We start from the raw sequence: 19,834 nt of genomic DNA, 5'->3' as shown, positions 1-19,834 counted from the left end.
GGGTGGCGTGCGCCACGTCGCACAGGCGGCGTACCGTACGGCGCTGGAAGCAGGTACCGTTGTTGCTCTAAGGACCGGCTCTCTCATCTCAACGAGGAGCCGTTCCCAATCATGAACGCGTGACAAGACTCGGAGCCGTGAGCTCCGTCGTTGAGGGGGTCGAGCCATGGGGCGCGGCCGGGCCAAGGCCAAGCAGACAAAGGTCGCCCGCCAGCTGAAGTACAACAGCGGCGGTTTCGACGCGTCGCGCCTGGCCAATGAGCTGGGCGTTGCGTCGACGAACGAGACGGTCAATCCGGAGCCGTTCGACGACGACGAGGAAGAGGACGACGATCCGTACGCCTCGTACTACAGCGACGAGGACGATGAGGACGTGGACGAGAGTCCCCCTCGCAAACGGGCCTGACATCCCGCAGTAGACGACGGAGCCGGTTCGGCGTGATGCCGAACCGGCACTTCGTCGTCTGTCCACAAGCACGACGGTGCAACACCGAGGGGGGGGGGGGGGGGGGGGGGGCGCCCCCCCCCCCCCGGGGGGGGCCGGGGGGGGGGGGGGGGGGGGGGGCGGGCCCCCCCCCCCCCCCCCCCCCCCCGGGGGGGCCGCCCCCCCCCCCCCCCCCCCCCCCCCCTCGGTGTTGCACCGTCTGGCGAAGGTCAGGCGTACGCGCCGTACAGCGCCGCGCCCTCCGCCTTCGCGTAGTCGCCCTCGCGGGCGACGATGTCGCCCAGCAGCCAGGACTCGACGTCACGGTCCTCCAGGACCGCCATCACGGCGTCCACGGACTCCGGCGGCACGACCGCCACCATGCCGATGCCCATGTTGAGCGTCTTCTCGATCTCCAGCGTGTGCATCTTGCCGACCTCGGCCACCGTCTGGAACACCGGCATCGGCGTCCACGTGCCGCGGTCCAGCCGCGCGTGCAGGCCCGCGGGGATGACGCGGGCCAGGTTCGCCGCCAGGCCGCCACCCGTGACGTGGGAGAAGGCGTGGATCTCGGTCGCCCGCGCCAGCGCCAGGCAGTCCAGGGAGTAGATCCGCGTCGGCTCCAGCAGCTCCTCACCGAGCGTCCGGCCGAACTCAGGGACCTCCCGGTCCAGCTGCCAGCCGGCTTCCTTCAGCAGGACGTGGCGGACCAGCGAGTAGCCGTTGCTGTGCAGGCCGGAGGCCGCCATCGCGATGACCACGTCGCCCGCGCGCACCCGGTGCGCGCCGAGCAGCGCGTCGGCCTCGACCACGCCCGTGCCCGCGCCGGCCACGTCGTACTCGTCCGGGCCGAGCAGGCCCGGGTGCTCGGCGGTCTCGCCGCCGACCAGCGAGCAGCCGGCCAGGACGCAGCCCTCGGCGATGCCCTTGACGATCTGCGCGACCCGCTCCGGGTGGACCTTGCCGACGCAGATGTAGTCGGTCATGAACAGCGGCTCGGCGCCGCAGACGACCAGGTCGTCGACGACCATGCCGACGAGGTCGTGGCCGATGGTGTCGTGCTTGTCCATCGCCGCGGCCAGCGCGACCTTGGTGCCGACGCCGTCCGTGGCGGTGGCCAGCAGCGGGCGCTCGTAGCGCTTGAAGGCGCTGGCGTCGAAGAGCCCGGCGAAGCCGCCCAGGCCGCCGACGACCTCGGGGCGGGTGGTCTTGCCGACCCACTCCTTCATCAGCTCGACGGCCAGGTCCCCGGCCTCGATGGAGACGCCTGCGGCGGCGTAGGTCGCACCAGTGGACTGCTGGTCACTCACGGGACGGCCCTTTCGGGTCACAAGGGGTGTGGCGCGTAGCGCCTCGTACAGGGGTGGTGGTGGGCGGCGGGTGGGGGGAAACCTGGGGGCGGGCGCGGCGGGCGCCGTTCACCGGCGCCCGCCCGCCGACACCTGCGTCGGCGACACGCCCTAGGGGCGCCGCAGCGCGTCGGACGCGCCGGGGCCGCTGATCAGCGTCTGCACGCCGTCGACGTCCGAGCGGTTGCCGCCGCGCGTCGGCGGGGCCTGCTTGGCGGCGGAGATCTCCGCCTCCAGCAGGTGCTTGCCGAGCAACTGGGGGTCGGGCAGGTCGACCGGGTAGACACCGTCGAAGCAGGCCCGGCAGAGCCGGTCCTTGGGCTGGTCGGTGGCCGCGATCATGCCGTCGATGGAGATGTACGCCAGCGAGTCCGCGCCCAGCGAGGAGGCGATCTCCTCGACGGACAGGCCGTTGGCGATCAGCTCGGCGCGGGTGGCGAAGTCGATGCCGAAGAAGCAGGGCCACTTGACCGGCGGCGAGGAGATCCGGATGTGGACCTCGGCCGCACCGGCCTCGCGCAGCATCCGGACCACGGCGCGCTGGGTGTTGCCGCGGACGATCGAGTCGTCCACGACGACCAGCCGCTTGCCGCGGATGACGTCGCGCAGCGGGTTCAGCTTGAGCCGGATGCCGAGCTGGCGGATCGTCTCGTTGGGCTGGATGAAGGTCCGGCCCACGTAGGCGTTCTTGACCAGGCCGGACCCGAACGGGATCCCGCTCTCCTCGGCGAAGCCGATGGCGGCCGGGGTGCCGGACTCCGGAGTCGCTATCACCAGGTCGGCCTCGACCGGCGCCTCACGGGCCAGCGTGCGGCCCATCTCGACGCGGGAGAGGTGGACGTTGCGCCCGGCGATGGAGGTGTCCGGACGGGCCAGGTAGACGTACTCGAAGACGCAGCCCTTGGGCACGGCCTCGGCGAAGCGGGAGGTGCGCAGGCCGTTCTCGTCGACGGCGATCAGCTCACCGGGCTCGACCTCGCGGATGAAGGACGCGCCGACGATGTCGAGTGCGGCGGTCTCGGAGGCGACGACCCAGCCGCGCTCCAGGCGGCCCAGCACCAGCGGGCGGATGCCCTGCGGGTCGCGGGCGGCGTAGAGGGTCTGCTCGTCCATGAAGACCAGCGAGAACGCGCCCTTGACCTTCGGCAGGATCTGCCGGGCGGTCTCCTCGATGGAGAGGTCCGGCTGGCCCGCGAGCAGGGCGGTGAGCAGGTCGCTGTCGTTGGTGACGGCCGGACGGCCGGAGCGGGAGACGTGCTCCTCGCCGGGCAGCTCGGCGACCAGCTTGGCCAGTTCGGCGGTGTTGACCAGGTTGCCGTTGTGACCGAGCGCGAGGCTGCCGTTGGCAGTCGCACGGAAGGTCGGCTGGGCGTTCTCCCACACCGAGGAACCGGTGGTGGAGTAGCGGGCGTGACCGACCGCGATATGACCCTGGAGGGAGTGGAGGGAGGTCTCGTCGAAGACCTGGGAGACGAGTCCCATGTCCTTGTAGACGAGGATCTGGGAACCGTTGCTCACAGCGATGCCCGCGGACTCCTGTCCGCGGTGCTGCAGGGCGTAGAGCCCGAAGTAAGTGAGCTTGGATACCTCTTCGCCGGGGGCCCAGACTCCGAAGACGCCGCAGGCGTCCTGCGGGCCCTTCTCGCCGGGGAGGAGGTCATGGCTGAGTCGTCCGTCACCACGTGGCACGTAACCGAGTCTAGGGCAGGTGGACACGCCGGACCGACGACGCACGATCCATTCGATTTCGGAGGGCGGGGTAAGGGGTTCCGGACGCGCGTAGAACGGCCTCAGCCCATCACGGGGAGTAGCGAGGACAGATCGCTGCGCTCACCACTGGCCGTGAGTTCCGCCACGTCCACAGCCTGCGCCCAGGTGGTCCGGCCCGTCGCCAGGCGGATCCAGGGCAGCGGCGCGGTCTCCACGACGTTGGGCGGCGTACCGCGCGTGTGCCGCGGCCCCTCGACGCACTGCACCACCGCGAAGGGCGGGATCCGCAGCTCGACGGCCCCGCCGGGCGCGCGGACCGCGAGGGCGTCGGCGAGCAGCCGGCAGGTGGACGCGAGCGCGTGCCGGTCGTGCGGGAACGCGTCGAGCGCGAGCGCGTCAGCGAGGTCGTCGGCGTGGACGACGGTCTCGACCAGGCGGGTGACCAGGTAGTCGTCGAGCAGCAGCACGCCCCGCCGGTGGACGACCCGCGCCTGGGGCCCGTGCCGGTCGGGGTCGAGCTCGGCGAGCGCGCGGTCGATCGCTTCGCGCAGCACGGCCCGCACGTCGTCGGCCTTCGCCGCGCTCTCCTCGGCGGCGTCCGCGATGGCCGCGGCGGAGGTCCGGGTGCCCGCGGCCCAGTCGGCGAGGGTGCCTGCGGCCTGCGTCCCGTCGTCCGGCGCGGCGAGGAAGCGCGGCAGCGCGTCGAAGGCGGTGGCCAGATGCGCGACGAGCTCCCGCACCCGCCAGCCGCCGAGCCGGGTCGGCAACTCCAACTGCGCGTCGTCGAGCCCTTCGACGACACCCCACAACGCCTCGGCCTGCGCGCGGAGCGCGGCCCGGGACTTCAGCCGGTCGTAGGTACGCGCGCGGGGACGCGAGGCAGGCGACATGCTCGGCACTCTAGCCAGTCGGGCCGCCTCCACGGCTCGGGACGCTGCACGGTCGGGGGGCGCGGGGGCTCTGCTGATCTGCGGCTCCGCCGCGCGGGCGCGACAAGCCACCCAGGTCGGTGAGATCCCAAGCGGACAGGGCCATCCTCCTGGGGAGGGTTCTCGCGCAGGTCCCCGCGCCCCTGGGTGTTGCAACTTCCCGACTGCTCAGGAGCTGATTGGCGGGATGTCAGTAGTGAAGTGGCCGTTTACCGCTTGCAGGGGCTCCCGCCCGTCGGAACCCTTGAGGCGTGACCACGGAAAGCACCACCGCACCCCTCATCCCCGACTCCGGCTCTTCCGCCGTCTCCGGTCGACCCGCCCGCCTCGCGGCCCTCGCCGCAGGCGTGACCGTCGTGCTGTGGGCGTCCGCCTTCGTCGGGATCCGGTCCGCGGGGCACGACCTGTCCGCGGGGCCGCTCGCCCTGCTCCGGCTCGTCGTCGGGACCGCCGCGCTGGGCGCGATGACGCTGCTCCGGCGCGAGGCGTGGCCCTCGCGGCAGGATCTGCCGCGCATCCTGCTCATCGGCGTGCTGTGGTTCGGCGCCTACAACCTGATGCTCAACACCGCCGAGCAGCGGGTGGACGCCGGGACGGCGTCGATGCTGGTCAACGTGAGTCCGATCCTGATCGCCGTGATCGCGGGGCTGGCGCTCAAGGAGGGTCTGCCGAAGTCACTGCTGCTCGGCGTCACGGTCTCGTTCTCGGGTGTGCTGGTCATCGGATTCGGCTCGGCAGAGCACGGACGTACGGACTGGCTCGGCGCGGCCCTCTGCGTCGGCTCCGCCGTGGTCTACGCGACGTCGGTGATCCTGCAGAAGCCCATGCTCAGCCGGGTCTCCCCGCTGCCGCTGACCTTCCTGGCCTGCGCCGTCGGCATGATCGTGTGCCTGCCGTTCGGCCCGCAGCTGTTCGACGAGCTGCCCAAGGCGCACACCTCCGGCATCGTCTGGACCGTCTACCTGGGCCTGATGCCGACCGCCGTCGCCTTCACCACCTGGGGCTACGCCCTCGCCCGCACGAAGGCGGGCAAGCTCGGCGCCACCACCTACCTCGTCCCGCCGATCTCGATCCTGCTCGGCTGGCTGATGCTGGGCGAGACGCCGACCTGGGTCGCCGTCGGCGGTGGCGTGCTCTGCCTCGGCGGCGTGGCCGTGTCCCGGTTCACTCGGCGGTAATTCACTCGGCAGTTCACCCGGCGGTAGTTCACCCGGCGGCAGGCGCCTGCGGCACGGTGACGTGCCGGAGCTTGTCCGGGTTGCGGATCAGCCGGACCTCCGAGATCAAGCCGTTCTCGTCCAGGTCGACGGTCAGCACGTCGTCGGTCACGCCGTCGGCGCTGATCAGTACCCCGAACTTGCCGTTGACGTTCACCGGGTGGACCTCCAGCTGCCCCGGCAGGTAGCGCGCCAGCACGCCCATGGTCCAGCGGACCACGTGGTCCGGGCCGTGCAGCGGGCGCAGCGCGGCGCGAATCCTGCCGCCGCCGTCGGACCAGACGGTGACGTCGGGGGCAAGCAGCTCCATCATCCGGTTCATGTCCCCGCCGAGGCACGCGGCCAGGAACTCCTCCGTCGCCGCCCGCCGCGTCTCCGCCGGGGCGTCGTAGCGGGGACGCCGCGCCTGGACGTGGGAGCGGGCGCGGCTGCCGACCTGACGGACCGCCGCCTCGGAACGGTCCAGCATGTCGCCGATCTCGGCGAACGAGAACCCGAAGACCTCCTTGAGCAGGAAGACCGCCCGCTCCAGTGGGGAGAGCGTCTCCAGGACCACCAGCATGGCCAGCGAGACGCTCTCCGCCTGTTCCACGGCATCGCCGGCGTCGCCCGCGTCCGGCGCGGTCACCAGCGGCTCGGGCAACCACGGCCCGACGTAGGACTCACGCTGGGCCGTGGCGGACTGAAGCTTGTTCAGCGACAGGTTGGTGACCGTCCGCGCGAGGTACGCACGCGGCTGGACAACCCGGTCGACGTCGACCGCGCTCCACTTCAGCCAGGCGTCCTGCACGATGTCCTCGGCGTCGGCCACGCTGCTGAGCATGCGGTAGGCGATGCCGAAGAGCGTGGAACGGTGCTCCTCGAAGGTCGTCAGGACTGCGCTGTCGGTCACGCCTTCGACGGTACCCCGGGTACCTCGCAACGGTCCTTGAAACCCTGCCCCACGAGCCCCACAGCGGAATTGACGCGGGATCGGAGGTTCTCCACGGCGACGACCGCGGTCAGCTCGACAAAGGCCGGCTCACCGAGCTGCTTGACCAGTCCGTCCACCATCGCGTCGGTGACGGTGGGCTCGGTCTCGGTCATGGCGTCGGCGTACTCCAGCACGGAGAGCTCCAAGGGCGTGAACACCTCCCGCGCCTCCCGCCACATCGGCACGGCCCGCAGCTTCTCCTGCGGGATGCCCGTCGAGTGCGCCTCCCAGTACCCGAAGTCCATGCACCACGAGCACCCGATCCGCGCGGCGGCTGCCATCACGGCCAGCCGCGTCAACCGCGGGTCGAGAGCCTTCCACTTGGCGACCTTCCGCTCGAACCCGGCGTAGGCCAGCAGCACCTTGGTGTTGTGGCCGTAGACCTTCCCGGGGTCGAGCACGTCCCCGTAGACGCGCTTGGAGTACCACTCCGCGATCCGGTAGACGATCGTGCGGGGAGGGGTGAGCGAGATGCGGGCCATGGTCGTTTCCGCCTTCCTGAGACCCGGTTGCCGGGCTTCCGGTAGGGAAGACAGGGCAGCGCCCCAGAACGTGACACCACCCGATCGAGCGACCCGAATCCCCTCGACACGGCCCAGAACGCCGCACTGCGCTGCGATTGCGCGGGGGCGGTGTCCCGCGAAGTGAACCCGGTCGCCCTCCGGACGGTGGGCCTACCGGGTTTCGCGTTTTCTGAGCTACAGGCGACGAACGTCCGAAACGACCCGCAATGACAGTGGGCCTTGGTGACGTCCCGTCACCAAGGCCCACAGCTACAGACTCTCGCCTACGCGAGCAGCGCCTCGATCACGCCCGTGTTCGCCTCGCGGAGCTCGGCGAGCGGCAGCGAGAAGTGGCCCTGGAGCTCGACCACGTCGCCGTCGACGACGCCGATGCGGGTGGCCGGGAGGCCCCGGACGCCGCACATCTCGGTGAAGCGGAGTTCCTCACTGCGCGGGACCGCGACGATCGCGCGGCCGGCCGACTCCGAGAAGAGGAAGACGAACGGGTCCAGCGCCTCCGGAACGACCAGACGGACGCCCTGGCCGCCCTTGAGCGCGCTCTCCACCAGGGCCTGGATCAGGCCGCCGTCGGAGAGGTCGTGCGCCGCGTCGATCATGCCGTCGCGCGAGGCGGCGATCAGGATCTCGGCGAGCAGCTTCTCGCGGGCAAGGTCCAGCTTCGGCGGCAGACCGCCGAGGTGGTTGTGGGCCACCTGCGCCCACGCCGAACCGCCCAGCTCGTCGCGGGTGTCGCCGAGGAGGTAGACCAGCTGGCCCTCCTCCGCGAACGCCATCGGCGTACGCCGCGTCACGTCGTCGATCACGCCCAGCACGGCCACGACCGGCGTCGGGTGGATCGCCTCGGTGCCCGTCTGGTTGTAGAGCGAGACGTTGCCGCCGGTGACCGGGGTGCCGAGCTCCAGACAGCCGTCGGCGAGACCACGGGTGGCCTCGGCGAACTGCCACATGACCTCCGGGTCCTCCGGGGAGCCGAAGTTGAGGCAGTCGGAGACGGCCAGCGGCTTGGCGCCGGTCGCGGCGACGTTGCGGTAGGCCTCGGCCAGCGCCAGCTGCGAGCCGACGTACGGGTCGAGCTTGGTGTAGCGGCCGTTGCCGTCCGTGGCGATGGCGACGCCGAGGTTGGTGGACTCGTCCACGCGGATCATGCCGGAGTCCTCCGGCTGCGCGAGCACCGTGTTGCCGAGCACGAACCGGTCGTACTGCGAGGTGATCCAGCTCTTGTCGGCCTGGTTGGCCGAGCCGACCAGCTGCAGCACGGCCGCGCGCAGCTCGTCGCCGTTCGCCGGACGCGCCAGGCGCTCGGCGGTCGGGGCGTCGGCCTGCAGGGCGTCCTGCCAGCTCGGGCGGTGGTACGGGCGCTCGTAGACCGGGCCGTCGTGGGCCACGGTGCGCGGGGCCACGTCGACGATCTTCTCGCCGTGCCAGAAGATCTCCAGGCGGTCGCCGTCGGTGACCTCACCGATGACGGTCGCGGTGACGTCCCACTTCTCGCAGATCGCGAGGAACGCCTCGATCTTCTCCGGCTCGACGACCGCGCACATGCGCTCCTGCGACTCACTCATGAGGATCTCCTCGGGAGTGAGCGTCGCGTCGCGCAGCGGGACGTCGTCCAGGTCGCAGCGCATGCCGCCGGAGCCGTTGGACGCCAGCTCGCTGGTCGCGCAGGAGAGACCGGCCGCACCGAGGTCCTGGATGCCGACGACGAGCTGCGCCCGGAAGGCCTCCAGGGTGCACTCGATCAGCAGCTTCTCCTGGAACGGGTCGCCGACCTGGACCGCCGGGCGCTTGGACGGCTTGGTGCCGTCGAAGGTCTCCGAGGCCAGGATCGACGCGCCGCCGATGCCGTCGCCGCCCGTCCGGGCGCCGTAGAGGACGACCTTGTTGCCCGCGCCGGACGCCTTGGCCAGGTGGATGTCCTCGTGCTTCATGACGCCCACGGCCAGCGCGTTGACCAGCGGGTTGCCCTGGTAGCAGGCGTCGAAGACGACCTCGCCACCGATGTTGGGCAGGCCCAGGCAGTTGCCGTAGCCGCCGATGCCCGCGACGACGCCGGGCAGCACGCGCTTGGTGTCCGGGTGGTCCGGCGCGCCGAAGCGCAGCGGGTCCATCACGGCGACCGGGCGGGCGCCCATGGAGATGATGTCGCGGACGATGCCGCCGACGCCGGTGGCCGCGCCCTGGTAGGGCTCGACGTACGACGGGTGGTTGTGCGACTCGATCTTGAAGGTGACCGCGTAGCCCTGGCCCACGTCGACGACGCCGGCGTTCTCGCCGATGCCGACGAGCATGGCGTCGGACTGCGGGGCCTTCTCGCCGAACTGGCGCAGGTGCACCTTGCTCGACTTGTAGGAGCAGTGCTCGGACCACATCACCGAGTACATGGCCAGCTCGGCGCCGGTGGGACGGCGGCCCAGGATCTCGCGGATCCGGAGGTACTCGTCTTCCTTGAGACCGAGCGCCGCCCAGGGGAGCTCGACGTCCGGCGTCTGCTCAGCGTTCTTAACCGTGTCGAGCGTCATTACGCATTCACCAGCCGCTTGATGATCGAGGTGAAGAAGCCGGTGCCGTCCGTGCCGCCGGTGCCGACGATCGGCTCGACCGCGTGCTCCGGGTGCGGCATCAGGCCGACGACGTTGCCGGCGGCGTTGCTGATGCCGGCGATGTCGTCGATCGAGCCGTTCGGGTTGCCGTCCAGGTAGCGGAAGACGACCCGGCCCTCGGCCTCCAGCTCGTCGATGGTGCGGCGGTCCGCGGTGAACCGGCCGTCCATGTTCTTGAGCGGGATCATGATCTCCTGGCCCTGCGCGTAGTCGCTGGTCCAGGCGGTCGTGATGTTCTCGACCCGCAGCTTCTGGTCCTTGCAGACGAAGTGCAGGTGGTTGTTGCGGAGCATGGCACCGGGCAGCAGGTGCGACTCGGTCAGCACCTGGAAGCCGTTGCAGATGCCGAGGACCGGCATGCCGCCCCTGGCCTGCTCGATGATCGTCTCCATCACCGGCGAGAAGCGGGAGATGGCGCCGGCGCGCAGGTAGTCGCCGTAGGAGAAGCCGCCCGGCAGGACCACGGCGTCGACCTGGTGCAGGTCCTTGTCGCGGTGCCAGAGCGCGACCGGCTCGGCGCCGGCCAGCTTGACGGCTCGGAGCGCGTCGCGGTCGTCGAGGCTGCCAGGGAAGGTGACGACGCCGATCCGCGCGGTCACTGTCCCTCCTCGACAGGCACAGCCTCGACGTGGACGGTGAAGTCCTCGATGACGGTGTTGGCGAGGAAGGTCTCGGCTGCCTGGTGGATGCGGGCCAGCGCGGCGTCGTCGACCGGGCCCTCCACCTCCAGCTCGAAGCGCTTGCCCTGGCGGACGTCGGTGATCCCCTCGAAGCCCAGGCGCGGCAGCGCGCGCTGCACCGCCTGGCCCTGCGGGTCGAGGATCTCCGGCTTCAGCATGACGTCGACAACGACGCGTGCCACAGGTACTCCCGGTGATGAGTGGTGCGGGGACTTCCCAGCCTACCGGGGTGAAAATGCGATCTTGGAGACTCATCCAGCGCGACGCGCGTAGAACGCCGAATCGTGCGGAGGTTCACACAAAGCACGCGCCCACGCCGGGCTCTCCCGCGCCCACACTCACGCCCGCACTCACGCCCGCAGCGAACAGCGCGGCCCTCCTACCAAAATTGCCCGTATCAGAGGTTTCGCGCCGGTATCAGCGCGGTACCGAAACGACACGAAAATAGCGCGGAAAAATCCTGCCTCTTCGATTTCTGGGGTCATTGGGGGCAGAATGGCATCGCCGGTCGCGGCCAGCACCTGCGGTCGCACGGCAAAGCCCGAGAGGATTGGCTTCCATGGCTCAGCGCGTTGTGGTCACGCTCTCCGACGACCTCGACGGAGGGGTTGCCGAAGAAACGGTTCAGTTCGGACTCGACGGAAAGTCGTACGAGATCGACCTGTCCACCAAGAACGCGGAAAAACTCCGTTCCGCGCTTGCGCCCTATGTACAGGCAGGCCGGAAGCAAGGCCGCGCAACGGCGGCGAAGACCCCGCGGCGGACCGAGGTCGCCCCCGATCCGGCAACGGTCCGGGCCTGGGCACAGTCCCGCGGCATCGACCTGCCGGCCCGTGGTCGACTTCCCAAGCACGTCTACGAGGCGTTCGCGCAGGCGAGCTGAGAACTCGCCCGTCGAAACTTTCTGGACAATACGGACATACCGCCCCGCCGTGGTGATCACGGCCCGCGAGATGGGCTAATGTTCTTCTCAGCGGAACGCACCGCAGACAGCGGCCGAAAGGCCAGGTCGGCGGGGCGGCTCTCGCAGGTGTAGCTCAGTAGTAGAGCGTCCCTCTTCCAGAGGGAAGGCACAGTGTGCGATCCCTGTCACCTGCTCTCATCCGCTCGGCCTCATCAAAAGGGTGGCGAAAGCTCCCTCTGTGATGGGGTAGAGTGGAGGGCACGCCGAGGCCTACGGGTCTCGGAGTACTGCGGACGTGGCTCAGTTGGTAGAGCATCACCTTGCCAAGGTGAGGGTCGCGAGTTCGAATCTCGTCGTCCGCTCTCAATCTCATAACCTCATATCGTGCGGACGTGGCTCAGTTGGTAGAGCATCACCTTGCCAAGGTGAGGGTCGCGAGTTCGAATCTCGTCGTCCGCTCCAGCAAAGGGCGCCTCTTCGGAGGCGCCCTTTTTGCATGCCGTCCCGAAGCGCGTGGGCATGGGCACGGGAGCCGTCACCGGAGCGCACGCGGGCAGCCACCCGCGTGCGGATGGCTGCCCGCCGAGGACCATCCGCACGCCGGCGGAAGGATCAGCTCCAGGCCAGGCCGGTGATGCGCTCGTAGGCCTCGATGTAGCGGGCGCGGCTCTGCGCCACGACCTCCTCCGGCAGCACCGGCGGCGCCTCCTCCCCCTTGGGGTTCCAGCCCGAGGCGGGCGAGGAGAGCCAGTCGCGGATGAACTGCTTGTCGAAGGAGGGCTGCGCGCGGCCCGGCTCCCACTGGTCGGTCGGCCAGAAGCGCGAGGAGTCCGGCGTCAGCACCTCGTCGGCGAGGACCAGGCTCTCGCCGTCCTCGTCCAGGCCGAACTCGAACTTGGTGTCCGCCAGGATGATCCCGCGCTCGCGGGCGATGTCCCGGGCCCGGCTGTAGACCGCGACGGTGGTCTGCCGCAGCTGCGCCGCGACGTCCGCACCGACGCGACGGGCGACCTCCTCGTAGGGGACGTTCTCGTCGTGCTCGCCGACCTCGGCCTTGAGGGCCGGGGTGAAGATCGGCGCGGGCAGCTCGGAGCCGTCGACCAGGCCCTCGGGCAGGGTGATCCCGCACACCGTGCGGGACTCGTTGTACTCGACCAGGCCGGAGCCGGTCAGGTAGCCACGGGCGACGCACTCCACCGGCAGCATGTCCAGGCTGCGGCAGATCAGCGTCCGGCCCTCCCAGTCGGCGGGCGCGCCGGCCGGGACCTCGCTCGAGATCACGTGGTTGGGGACCAGGTCCTGGAGCCGCTCGAACCACCACAGCGAGAGCTGGGTCAGGATCCGTCCCTTGTCGGGAATCAGTGAGGGAAGCACCCAGTCGAAGGCGGACTGGCGGTCACTGGCGACCATCACCAGCTGTCCGGCCTCATCACGGTAGAGGTCACGGACCTTTCCCGTGTGGAGGTGGATCAAGCCGGGCACCTGCACCGGCTCGGGCTTCTCGACGAATCCGCTCAAGGTGGTCCCCTCGGGACTTCAAGACGTGGGTCTGTGGGTGGGTGGCCGGTCATGAGTCTTTCATGCAGGACTTTCACGCCGCGAAATCGGGTTCTCGCCACCGACCGCGCCCCGCTCGTTCAGCGGACCGTGCAGCGCGCCGTGCGGAGTTCGGCGCGGAGTTCGGTGCGCCGTGTTCAGTGCACCTTGCAGATACGATCCAGCAGGTTTGCGGTGGCCCGCTGAACGCGCTCGTCGGTGTGACCCGGACGGTCCAGCGCCGGTGACCAGGCGAACGTGCCGCTGGCGAAGACATGGGCGCCGCTCGCCGCCCGGTAGAGCGAGGTCTCCTGGTGGCGACCGACCCCTCGGACGTCCTTGTAGGGCGAGTGCGCCAGCAGCACCCGTTCCGTCGACTCGGGCAGCGGGACGCGCGGGAAGTACCGGTCGGACTCCCCGGCGACCAGCACCGGGATCTCCTCCCCGTCGCGCAGGCCGGTGCCCTCCCACACCCAGTGGTCGGTGTTGTGAACGACCATCGGGACCGGTTCGGGGACCCGGCCGGAGTACTGAATGCCCATCAACTGCTGCTCCGGCTCGCCGAGGTCACGCCAGAGCACGCTCGCCGGTGTCTCCGCCTGGCGCTTGCTGCAGGTCAGCAGCCGGTCCGGCTCACCCGCCGGGCCCTGGTGCAGTTGGACCTGCCAGTACATGGTGTTGGCGGAGAGGAAGACCAGCGAGGTGCCGCCGTCCCTGGCCCGCTCCACGGCACGCCGCATCGGCGCGGACCAGTACTCGTCGTGGCCGGGGAAGATCAGCCCCCGGTAGCGGGTCGGATCGACCCGTCCGGCGTGCAGGTCGGTCGCGTTGGCGTAGGCGAGGTCGTACCCGTAGCGCTCGGCCCAGCGGATGAAGTCGTAGGCGTGGCCGATGTGCAGCGGCAGCCCGGCACCGGCGTAGGGGCGGTCGAAGGAGACGGTGGTCGCCGCCGCCGGCTCACCGAGCAGCTCCCCCTTCTCGTTCCACGCGTGGTAGAGACTGGCTCCGGTCCGACCGTCCTCGGGGTAGAGGTTGTACGCCTGCCAGGTGACGTCGGGCAGGAGCAGCAGCAGGTCGGCGGCCCGCCCGGCGCGGACGGTGAACGGGATGTGGCTCCGGTGCCGGTGGTCGGCCGTGGTCAGCACCGCGACGTAGGCGCCCGGCGTCCAGTGCAGCGGGACTTGCAACCGCCAGGACATCCACCAGTGGTGGCAGGAGACCGTCCGCCCGGCCACCAGCGGGGCGGGCTGCACGAGTCCGGAGACGCGCGGGCTGGCCGCCATATGACGTGCTCCCGCTCCGCCGTAGTGGCCGATCCGGTAGACGTCGACGGTGAATTCCTGCGGCGGGTTGACGCTGACCCGCAGGTCGAGCGAGCCGCCGAGATCGGTCGCCCCCGCGGCGAAGCCCTTGATCTGCCCGCCGACGTCGTCCGAGGTGCGCGGTCTGCCGAGCGCGGGCTTGGGGTCGTAGTCGGGGGACCGCCGCGCAGCGGGCAGCAGCGCAGGATCCACGTACCAGGGGACCATCAGGCCGGTGTCGCCGAAGTACTGGTCCGCGCCGCGCAGCCACGGCAGCGGGCCCTGGCCGAACGGGTCGGTCACCCCGTGCGCGAGCGCGCCGGACTCCCAGCGGCGGGTCTGCTCTGCACCCACTGCCCCCGACCCCCTCCTGCGCCCTGCCGGCCCCGGCACCCACCGGACCGGCCTCGCCCACCGGACCTCGTGGTCCCGTCGGGCCCGCGCGACCGGACTTTGACGAACTGTTAGAGGAACTCCGTTACCGTGCGCTGCCGATGACTCACCGGCAGTACATCCATCCTAATCACAGGGACGACATCAGAGCAGGGTCGGTGCCGGGATTGACGCTGCGTCACCGCTGTCTGGTCACGGACCGTCACCACGAAGGGGCGGGGCGGCCGTTCATCGCAGTCTCGCCGGACGCGCCAGGGATATGCCCGCCCCCTCCAGCCAGACCCGCAGTGGCTCGTCGTCACCGTGCTCCACCGCGAGTGCGATCGGTGCGCCGAGGTCGGCGCAGCGACGGCCGTCGACCAGCAGCACTGGACCGTCCAGCCAGTCCATCCCGGGCTCCGCACGCCCCGCGTCCACGGCCGCCCGGCAGACCAGCGCGTGGAGGCCGTCGGAGACCGCGTCCCGACCGCTGCGCGAGACCGGCAGCCCGTTGCGCTGGGCCTCCAGCCGCGCCGCCAACTGCTCCCCCGTTCCGGCGCGCAGGGCGCGCAGGGCGGTCGCCAGCGCCCCCGCGGGCGAGGCTATCTCCGCCCCCAGCGCCGCCAGCAGCGACGCGGACTGGTTGCCCCACTGTCGCAGCACGACCTCGCGCGGGTAGTCCGCCCAGTCCAGCCGGGACTCGCCGCTGCCGGGCGCGGGCAAGGCGTTCGGCCCCACGTAGAAGAGACTCGCGGCCAGCAGCGAGGTGGCCTCGTCGATCCGGCCCGGCTCGTCCAGCAGGTCGCAGGCCGGGCGCTCCCCCAGACGGCTCTCGAAGCCCTCGGCCAGCCGGTCCCGACGGGACAGCTCGGTCAGGGCGGACACCACCCCCGCGTTGAGCCGCGTCGGGCACCGCCCGAGCCGCCACGCGGGCAGTGCGACCCGGGTCAACAGCCGGTCCCAGCCCGCGTAGGCGAGACCGACCTGCTCCTGGGCGGCGATGCGCATTCCGTAGTCGACCTGGCGGGCCTGCTCCGACGCCCACCCCGCGACGGCCCGCTCCATCTCCGCCGCGTGGACGCGCGAGCGCCGCAGCAGCGAGCGCGCGGGTATGGAGGCCCAGAAGCCGCCGCGGCCCTGGTGCGCGCCGAGCAGCGCGTCCAGCCCGTGGGTGAACCGGCGGGCGGCGGAGATCTCCGGATCGAGCGCGCAGGCCGTCCCGGCGACCACGGGCGCGAGCAGCGCCCGCAGCTCGGCCACCCGCATCCACCACAGGAACGGCGAGCCGACGACCAGCGTCGGCGGTGCCGGGCTGCGTCCGCCGGGGGCGGTCTCGTCCTCCAGCCAGCTGTCGCAGTCGGGTGTCAGCGCGATCGCCCCGGGCGCCGGCACCTCCATCCGCTCGGCCAGCTCGCGCACCATCCGGTGCAGCTCCGGAGCCTCCCGCTCGGTGAGCCGCACGGACGGGGTCCGGTGCGGCCGGGCCCGCCGCAGCGCGACGGCGAAGGCCGCGGCCCAGCCCAGCGTCAGCAGCGCCACCGCGACCACGACGTACCGCGCCGCGTCCCACGCGGCGGCGTCCGCGCTGCCGGGCGCGCCCAGATGACCCGTGAACCACCCCGCCACCAGCACGGCCGCAAGCGCGGCCGGCACTGCGGCGAGTGCGACCGCGAGCCCGCGCAACCGCAGGATCACGGCCGCCCGGGCGGTGGCCCCATTCGTGCTGACACCCATGGCTCGGTTCACCCCCTACCGCCTGCCGCCGACCGTCGGCTCCCGACGAGAGCCCACGGGAGTCGGCGAGCGTTCTGGCTTTCGCACGGCATACGCCCTTGTCCGATCCGACGCACGAGCCCGGCCCGGTGTTCCTGCCGCAGCCCGGAACCACTCGGATCAGTGATTCCCTGTGGACCGCAGCTTCCCCCCTGGCGCGATGGTGTACCCGCGCAGGCCCGGAGCGCGCAGTCGGGCTCACGCCGGTCCTGGGCACGATACGGCCGGGTGCGGCCGTACGTCAGGCGTATGCGCTTCCCATCACCCGAAGGAATGTTCGCGTGGGCTAATCGCCCCGCGCGAGGAGATTTTCTGCTTCGGTCGGAGGCATTGCCCCAAACAGGGAGCGAAGCCCTGCGGGCGGCGACCAGCGCTCCCGCAGGTTGTTGCACTGCCAAGGGGCGCGGGGAACTGCCTGCGGGAGCGAAAAGTGCTGCTACTCCCCCGCTGCGGCCTTGGCCGCGATGTCGGAGCGGTGGTGGCTGCCCTGGAGGGTGAGCTTCGCGACGGAGTCGTACGCGCGGGTGCGGGCCTCGGTCAGGTCCTTGCCCGTCGCGGTCACCGACAGGACGCGGCCCCCCGCGCTCAGCACCGTCTCGCCGTCCTCGGCCAGCCGCGTGCCCGCGTGCAGGACGTAGGCCGTGCCGTCCTCCGTCTCGGCCTCCGCGAGGCCGCCGATCGGGTCGCCGCTGCGCGGGGACGCCGGGTAGCCCTCCGAGGCGACCACGACCGTCACCGCTGCGCCGTCACGCCAGCGCAGCTCGGGGAAGTCGGCCAGGTGGCCCGTCGCCGCCGCGTACAGCAGCCCGCAGAGAGGAGTCTTCAGCCGCGCCAGCACGACCTGCGTCTCCGGGTCGCCGAAGCGCGCGTTGAACTCGATCACCCGCACGCCGCGCGACGTGATCGCCAGGCCGGCGTAGAGCAGACCGGAGAAGGGGGTGCCCCGGCGGCGCAGCTCGTCGACGGTGGGCTGGAGGACGGTCTCCTGGACCTCCTCGACCAGCTTCGGGTCGGCCCACGGCAGCGGCGAGTACGCGCCCATCCCGCCGGTGTTGGGGCCCGCGTCGCCGTCGCCCACGCGCTTGAAGTCCTGGGCCGGCTGGAGCGGGACGACGGTGGTGCCGTCGGTGACGGCGAAGAGGGAGACCTCGGGGCCGTCGAGGAACTCCTCGATGACCACGCGCTCGCAGTGGGCCGCGTGGTCCGTGGCGACCTGGAGGTCGTCCGTCACCACGACGCCCTTGCCGGCGGCCAGGCCGTCGTCCTTGACCACGTAGGGCGCGCCGAAGGCGTCCAGGGCCTCGGCGACCTCCTCGGCGGTGGTGCAGACGTAGGAGCGCGCGGTGGGAACGTTGGCCGCGGCCATGACGTCCTTGGCGAACGCCTTGCTCCCCTCCAGCTGCGCGGCCTCGGCACCGGGGCCGAAGACGGGGATGCCACGCTCGCGGACGGCGTCGGCGACGCCCGCGACCAGCGGGGCCTCCGGGCCGACGATGACGAACTCGGCGCCGAGTTCGACGGCGAGGTCGGCGACCGCCCGGCCGTCCAGCTGGTCCACGGCGTGGACCTGGGCGACCTGGGCGATACCGGCGTTGCCGGGCGCGCAGTGCAGAGAGGTGACTTCGGGATCAAGCGAGAGCGCGCGGCACAGGGCGTGTTCGCGGGCGCCGCCGCCGATGACAAGGACCTTCACACCCCCAGAGCCTAGTGCCTACCAGGAGGGCCGGGTTCCGGCCGGGTCCTGGCGGGGTCCCGGGCACGCCGCCCGCGTCGCACATCTCCGCTTCATCACGACTGAAGAGACAATTCGCAACAATCCGGCAGCCAGTCAGATCGGTGCCATCGAAACACCCACTCGTAGGGGTGAGATATGGACCAGCCGCAGAGAGCCGAATCCCTGCGCCCACCTTGCGAAACCTGCACGATTTCGCACAACAATCCGACCCGAACCGCCACCAAGCTCAGCCATTTGGCGGTAAGAAGTAGCTCTTGGAAGCCGAGCAGGCCGAAGGACAGGGAGTTCCACGGTGAGCCAGCCGGAGATGCAGCCCGAGGAGTCCTCCTGGGGCAAGGAGGCCGGGGCTGAGGACACGTCAGCCACGGCGGCTCCAGCCGTGCCCGCGCCGCGCTCGGCAGGTGGTGGACGTGACCTGAGCGTGCGCCAGTTCCCCCTGGGCGACTGGGGCGAGCCCGCGGAGCGCCTGGAGGAGCTCTACCGCTGGTCGGAGGAGCGCGCCGTCGAGGCGATCGACTGGTACCACCGCGACCGCCGCTGGAAGCGCGGCGGCGCCCGGCTGCTGCGCGGGCTGGCGGCGTTGCTCGCCGTGGGCGGCGCGGTCCTGCCGATGGTCGCCCTGACAGGCGTCTGGAGGGCGGGTCAGGACTGGGGCTACGTGCTGCTCCTGCTCGCGGGGTGCAGCCTGCTCGCGGACCGCGTCTTCGGCCTGACCAGCGGCTGGATGCGGGACGTCAGCACCGCGCACGCACTGCAGCGGCGACTCGAGGCGTTCCAGTTCGACTGGGCCTCGGAGTGCGTCCGCGAGGTGCTCGGCCCGACCGAGGGCACCGCGAGCGAGGCCGCGGAGCGCTGTCTCGGCGTGCTGCGCCGGTTCTGTGAGGACGTCTCGGACATGGTCCGCAGCGAGACCTCGGAGTGGATGCTGGAGTTCCGCGCCTCCATGACGCAGCTGCCGACGCAGTCGGCGGGCAGCTGGGGCGGCCGGGTCGAGGGCGCGAACGCGCAGGTCCGCGTCCTCCCCACGATGGGCACCCGCCCCACGATGCCCCGGCAGCGCCCCCCGGAGTCCCCGCTCCGTTAGCGATCCGTCAGGCGAAGACGATCATCGAGCCCTGGGCCAGAGCACGGGTCGCCGCGGCGTGGAGGCCGGTCCAGGCGTGCCGTTCGCGGGAGTAGGGGCCGTCCTGCCCCGGAGGGGGAAACGCGGGGCCTTCGAGCGTCGTCGGCGCGACCGGGCGGACCGGGACCGGCGGGAGCGCGGGGTCGATGCCGATGTGCGGGGCCACCGCCTCCAGCTCCTTGAGGAGCCGCTGCACCGAACCCAGCGGGCCGCCGGTGGCGAGGAGCGCGTCGTCGACGACGGGGAGGTCGAAGTCCAGCGGGACGTACGCCCCGGCGTGGTCGAAGTGCCAGACCAGGTGACTCTGCTCGGCCGTCGACTCGAACATCTCCAGCAGTTGCTCGTAGTCGCCGCCCAGCTCGTCCACCGGCGTGACGTCGAGGCCGGTCAGCTGGAGCAGGTACGCGCGGCGGAGGAAGTGCAGCGAGTCGTAGTCGAACGCCGCGACCGGCTCCACGTCGCCGCTCAGGCCCGGCATGTACTGGAAGACCGGCACCTGCGGCAGCCCTGCGGCCGTCAGGGACCCGTTGTAGATCTCCAGGTCCTCAGCGAACGGGTTGTCAGGGCTGAGCACCAGCAGGTCGACCAACGGGACGAGCCAGACGTCACAGGCCAACACGCTCTCCTGACGGTCTCGACGGGGTTCTCGGGCAACGATCACAGACTGCCGATCGCGGCGACGAT

Annotated in this window: 17 protein-coding genes and 3 tRNA genes; 7 read left to right on the top strand and 13 right to left on the bottom strand. The window is 71.2% G+C overall.

Translation table 11 applies throughout. The features are described 5' to 3' along the window. Positions 1-166: 166 nt before the first annotated feature. Positions 167-406: a DUF3073 domain-containing protein gene (locus ABH928_RS31455; protein WP_370072060.1), complete on the top strand. Its 240-nt coding sequence runs from the start codon at positions 167-169 to the stop codon at positions 404-406. Between the two features lie 248 nt (positions 407-654). Here the strand turns inward: ABH928_RS31455 and purM are convergent, their stop codons facing one another. From purM to ABH928_RS31440, 3 genes are all read right to left on the bottom strand, one after another. Next, positions 655-1,734 carry a phosphoribosylformylglycinamidine cyclo-ligase gene (gene purM / locus ABH928_RS31450; protein ID WP_370072059.1) on the bottom strand — a complete coding sequence of 360 codons (1,080 nt, stop codon included), beginning with the start codon at positions 1,732-1,734 and terminating at the stop codon, positions 655-657. 150 nt (positions 1,735-1,884) lie between these two features. Beyond that, on the bottom strand, positions 1,885-3,462 hold the full coding sequence (gene purF / locus ABH928_RS31445; protein ID WP_370072058.1) for an amidophosphoribosyltransferase: 1,578 nt from the start codon (positions 3,460-3,462) through the stop codon (positions 1,885-1,887). Positions 3,463-3,563: 101 nt separating this feature from the next. Beyond that, positions 3,564-4,373: a sterol carrier family protein gene (locus ABH928_RS31440; RefSeq protein ID WP_370072057.1), complete on the bottom strand. Its 810-nt coding sequence runs from the start codon at positions 4,371-4,373 to the stop codon at positions 3,564-3,566. Positions 4,374-4,663: 290 nt separating this feature from the next. On the opposite strand from ABH928_RS31440, the gene ABH928_RS31435 reads away from it, so the two are divergent. Then, positions 4,664-5,590 carry a DMT family transporter gene (locus tag ABH928_RS31435; RefSeq protein ID WP_370072056.1) on the top strand — a complete coding sequence of 309 codons (927 nt, stop codon included), beginning with the start codon at positions 4,664-4,666 and terminating at the stop codon, positions 5,588-5,590. 28 nt (positions 5,591-5,618) lie between these two features. On the opposite strand, the gene sigJ is transcribed toward ABH928_RS31435, so the two are convergent. The 5 genes from sigJ to purS all read right to left on the bottom strand — a co-directional run bounded on the left by sigJ (position 5,619) and on the right by purS (position 10,588). After that, on the bottom strand, positions 5,619-6,452 hold the full coding sequence (gene sigJ, locus ABH928_RS31430; RefSeq protein WP_370072075.1) for an RNA polymerase sigma factor SigJ: 834 nt from the start codon (positions 6,450-6,452) through the stop codon (positions 5,619-5,621). A gap of 65 nt (positions 6,453-6,517) precedes the next feature. Next, positions 6,518-7,084: a carboxymuconolactone decarboxylase family protein gene (locus ABH928_RS31425; protein WP_370072055.1), complete on the bottom strand. Its 567-nt coding sequence runs from the start codon at positions 7,082-7,084 to the stop codon at positions 6,518-6,520. A 305-nt stretch (positions 7,085-7,389) separates the two neighbouring features. Further along, a complete protein-coding gene (purL, locus tag ABH928_RS31420) occupies positions 7,390-9,645 on the bottom strand; it encodes a phosphoribosylformylglycinamidine synthase subunit PurL (protein WP_370072054.1) in 2,256 nt (751 codons plus the stop codon). After that, on the bottom strand, positions 9,645-10,325 hold the full coding sequence (gene purQ, locus ABH928_RS31415) for a phosphoribosylformylglycinamidine synthase subunit PurQ (protein WP_370072053.1): 681 nt from the start codon (positions 10,323-10,325) through the stop codon (positions 9,645-9,647). Before purQ ends, purL begins: the two co-directional genes overlap by 1 nt. Continuing rightward, positions 10,322-10,588: a phosphoribosylformylglycinamidine synthase subunit PurS gene (purS, locus tag ABH928_RS31410; protein ID WP_370072052.1), complete on the bottom strand. Its 267-nt coding sequence runs from the start codon at positions 10,586-10,588 to the stop codon at positions 10,322-10,324. The genes purQ and purS overlap by 4 nt, the downstream gene beginning before the upstream one ends. 377 nt (positions 10,589-10,965) lie before the next feature. Here purS and ABH928_RS31405 point away from each other — a divergent pair, with 377 nt between their 5' ends. The 4 genes from ABH928_RS31405 to ABH928_RS31390 all read left to right on the top strand — a co-directional run bounded on the left by ABH928_RS31405 (position 10,966) and on the right by ABH928_RS31390 (position 11,772). After that, positions 10,966-11,289: an Lsr2 family protein gene (locus tag ABH928_RS31405; RefSeq protein ID WP_370072051.1), complete on the top strand. Its 324-nt coding sequence runs from the start codon at positions 10,966-10,968 to the stop codon at positions 11,287-11,289. Between the two features lie 143 nt (positions 11,290-11,432). Beyond that, positions 11,433-11,504 (top strand) — tRNA-Gly (locus ABH928_RS31400). Between the two features lie 95 nt (positions 11,505-11,599). Continuing rightward, a tRNA-Gly gene (locus ABH928_RS31395) sits at positions 11,600-11,672 on the top strand. Positions 11,673-11,696: 24 nt separating this feature from the next. Further along, a tRNA-Gly gene (locus ABH928_RS31390) sits at positions 11,697-11,772 on the top strand. Between the two features lie 150 nt (positions 11,773-11,922). On the opposite strand, the gene ABH928_RS31385 is transcribed toward ABH928_RS31390, so the two are convergent. The 4 genes from ABH928_RS31385 to purD form a co-directional block, all read right to left on the bottom strand. After that, positions 11,923-12,828 (bottom strand): phosphoribosylaminoimidazolesuccinocarboxamide synthase, encoded by a 906-nt coding sequence (locus tag ABH928_RS31385; protein WP_370072050.1) that lies wholly within the window; start codon positions 12,826-12,828, stop codon positions 11,923-11,925. Positions 12,829-13,004: 176 nt separating this feature from the next. Further along, entirely contained in the window at positions 13,005-14,501 is a 1,497-nt protein-coding gene (locus ABH928_RS31380) for a N,N-dimethylformamidase beta subunit family domain-containing protein (protein ID WP_370072049.1), read from the bottom strand. A 267-nt stretch (positions 14,502-14,768) separates the two neighbouring features. After that, positions 14,769-16,253 (bottom strand): hypothetical protein, encoded by a 1,485-nt coding sequence (locus ABH928_RS31375; protein ID WP_370072048.1) that lies wholly within the window; start codon positions 16,251-16,253, stop codon positions 14,769-14,771. A 475-nt stretch (positions 16,254-16,728) separates the two neighbouring features. Continuing rightward, positions 16,729-17,985 (bottom strand): phosphoribosylamine--glycine ligase, encoded by a 1,257-nt coding sequence (purD, locus tag ABH928_RS31370; protein ID WP_370072047.1) that lies wholly within the window; start codon positions 17,983-17,985, stop codon positions 16,729-16,731. 334 nt (positions 17,986-18,319) lie between these two features. Here purD and ABH928_RS31365 point away from each other — a divergent pair, with 334 nt between their 5' ends. Next, positions 18,320-19,111, top strand: a complete 792-nt coding sequence (locus ABH928_RS31365; protein WP_370072046.1) for an SLATT domain-containing protein — start codon at positions 18,320-18,322, stop codon at positions 19,109-19,111. Positions 19,112-19,118: 7 nt separating this feature from the next. Here ABH928_RS31365 and ABH928_RS31360 read toward each other — a convergent pair whose 3' ends face one another. Next, positions 19,119-19,766 carry a hypothetical protein gene (locus ABH928_RS31360; protein WP_196193503.1) on the bottom strand — a complete coding sequence of 216 codons (648 nt, stop codon included), beginning with the start codon at positions 19,764-19,766 and terminating at the stop codon, positions 19,119-19,121. Positions 19,767-19,834: the final 68 nt, after the last annotated feature.

Source organism: Streptacidiphilus sp. MAP5-3, from assembly GCF_041262505.1.
Taxonomy (GTDB): Bacteria; Actinomycetota; Actinomycetes; order Streptomycetales; family Streptomycetaceae; genus Streptacidiphilus.
This window is presented reverse-complemented; position numbering and strand designations above follow the sequence as displayed.

Excerpts from the sequence above, each read along its gene's own strand:
- ABH928_RS31455 (WP_370072060.1), top strand. The coding sequence starts at position 167 with ATGGGGCGCGGCCGGGCCAAGGCCAAGCAGACAAAGGTCGCCCGCCAG.
- ABH928_RS31440 (WP_370072057.1), bottom strand. The coding sequence starts at position 4,373 with ATGTCGCCTGCCTCGCGTCCCCGCGCGCGTACCTACGACCGGCTGAAG.
- sigJ (WP_370072075.1), bottom strand. The coding sequence starts at position 6,452 with ATGCTCAGCAGCGTGGCCGACGCCGAGGACATCGTGCAGGACGCCTGG.
- ABH928_RS31425 (WP_370072055.1), bottom strand. The coding sequence starts at position 7,084 with ATGGCCCGCATCTCGCTCACCCCTCCCCGCACGATCGTCTACCGGATC.
- purL (WP_370072054.1), bottom strand. The coding sequence starts at position 9,645 with ATGACGCTCGACACGGTTAAGAACGCTGAGCAGACGCCGGACGTCGAG.
- ABH928_RS31405 (WP_370072051.1), top strand. The coding sequence starts at position 10,966 with ATGGCTCAGCGCGTTGTGGTCACGCTCTCCGACGACCTCGACGGAGGG.
- ABH928_RS31375 (WP_370072048.1), bottom strand. The coding sequence starts at position 16,253 with ATGGGTGTCAGCACGAATGGGGCCACCGCCCGGGCGGCCGTGATCCTG.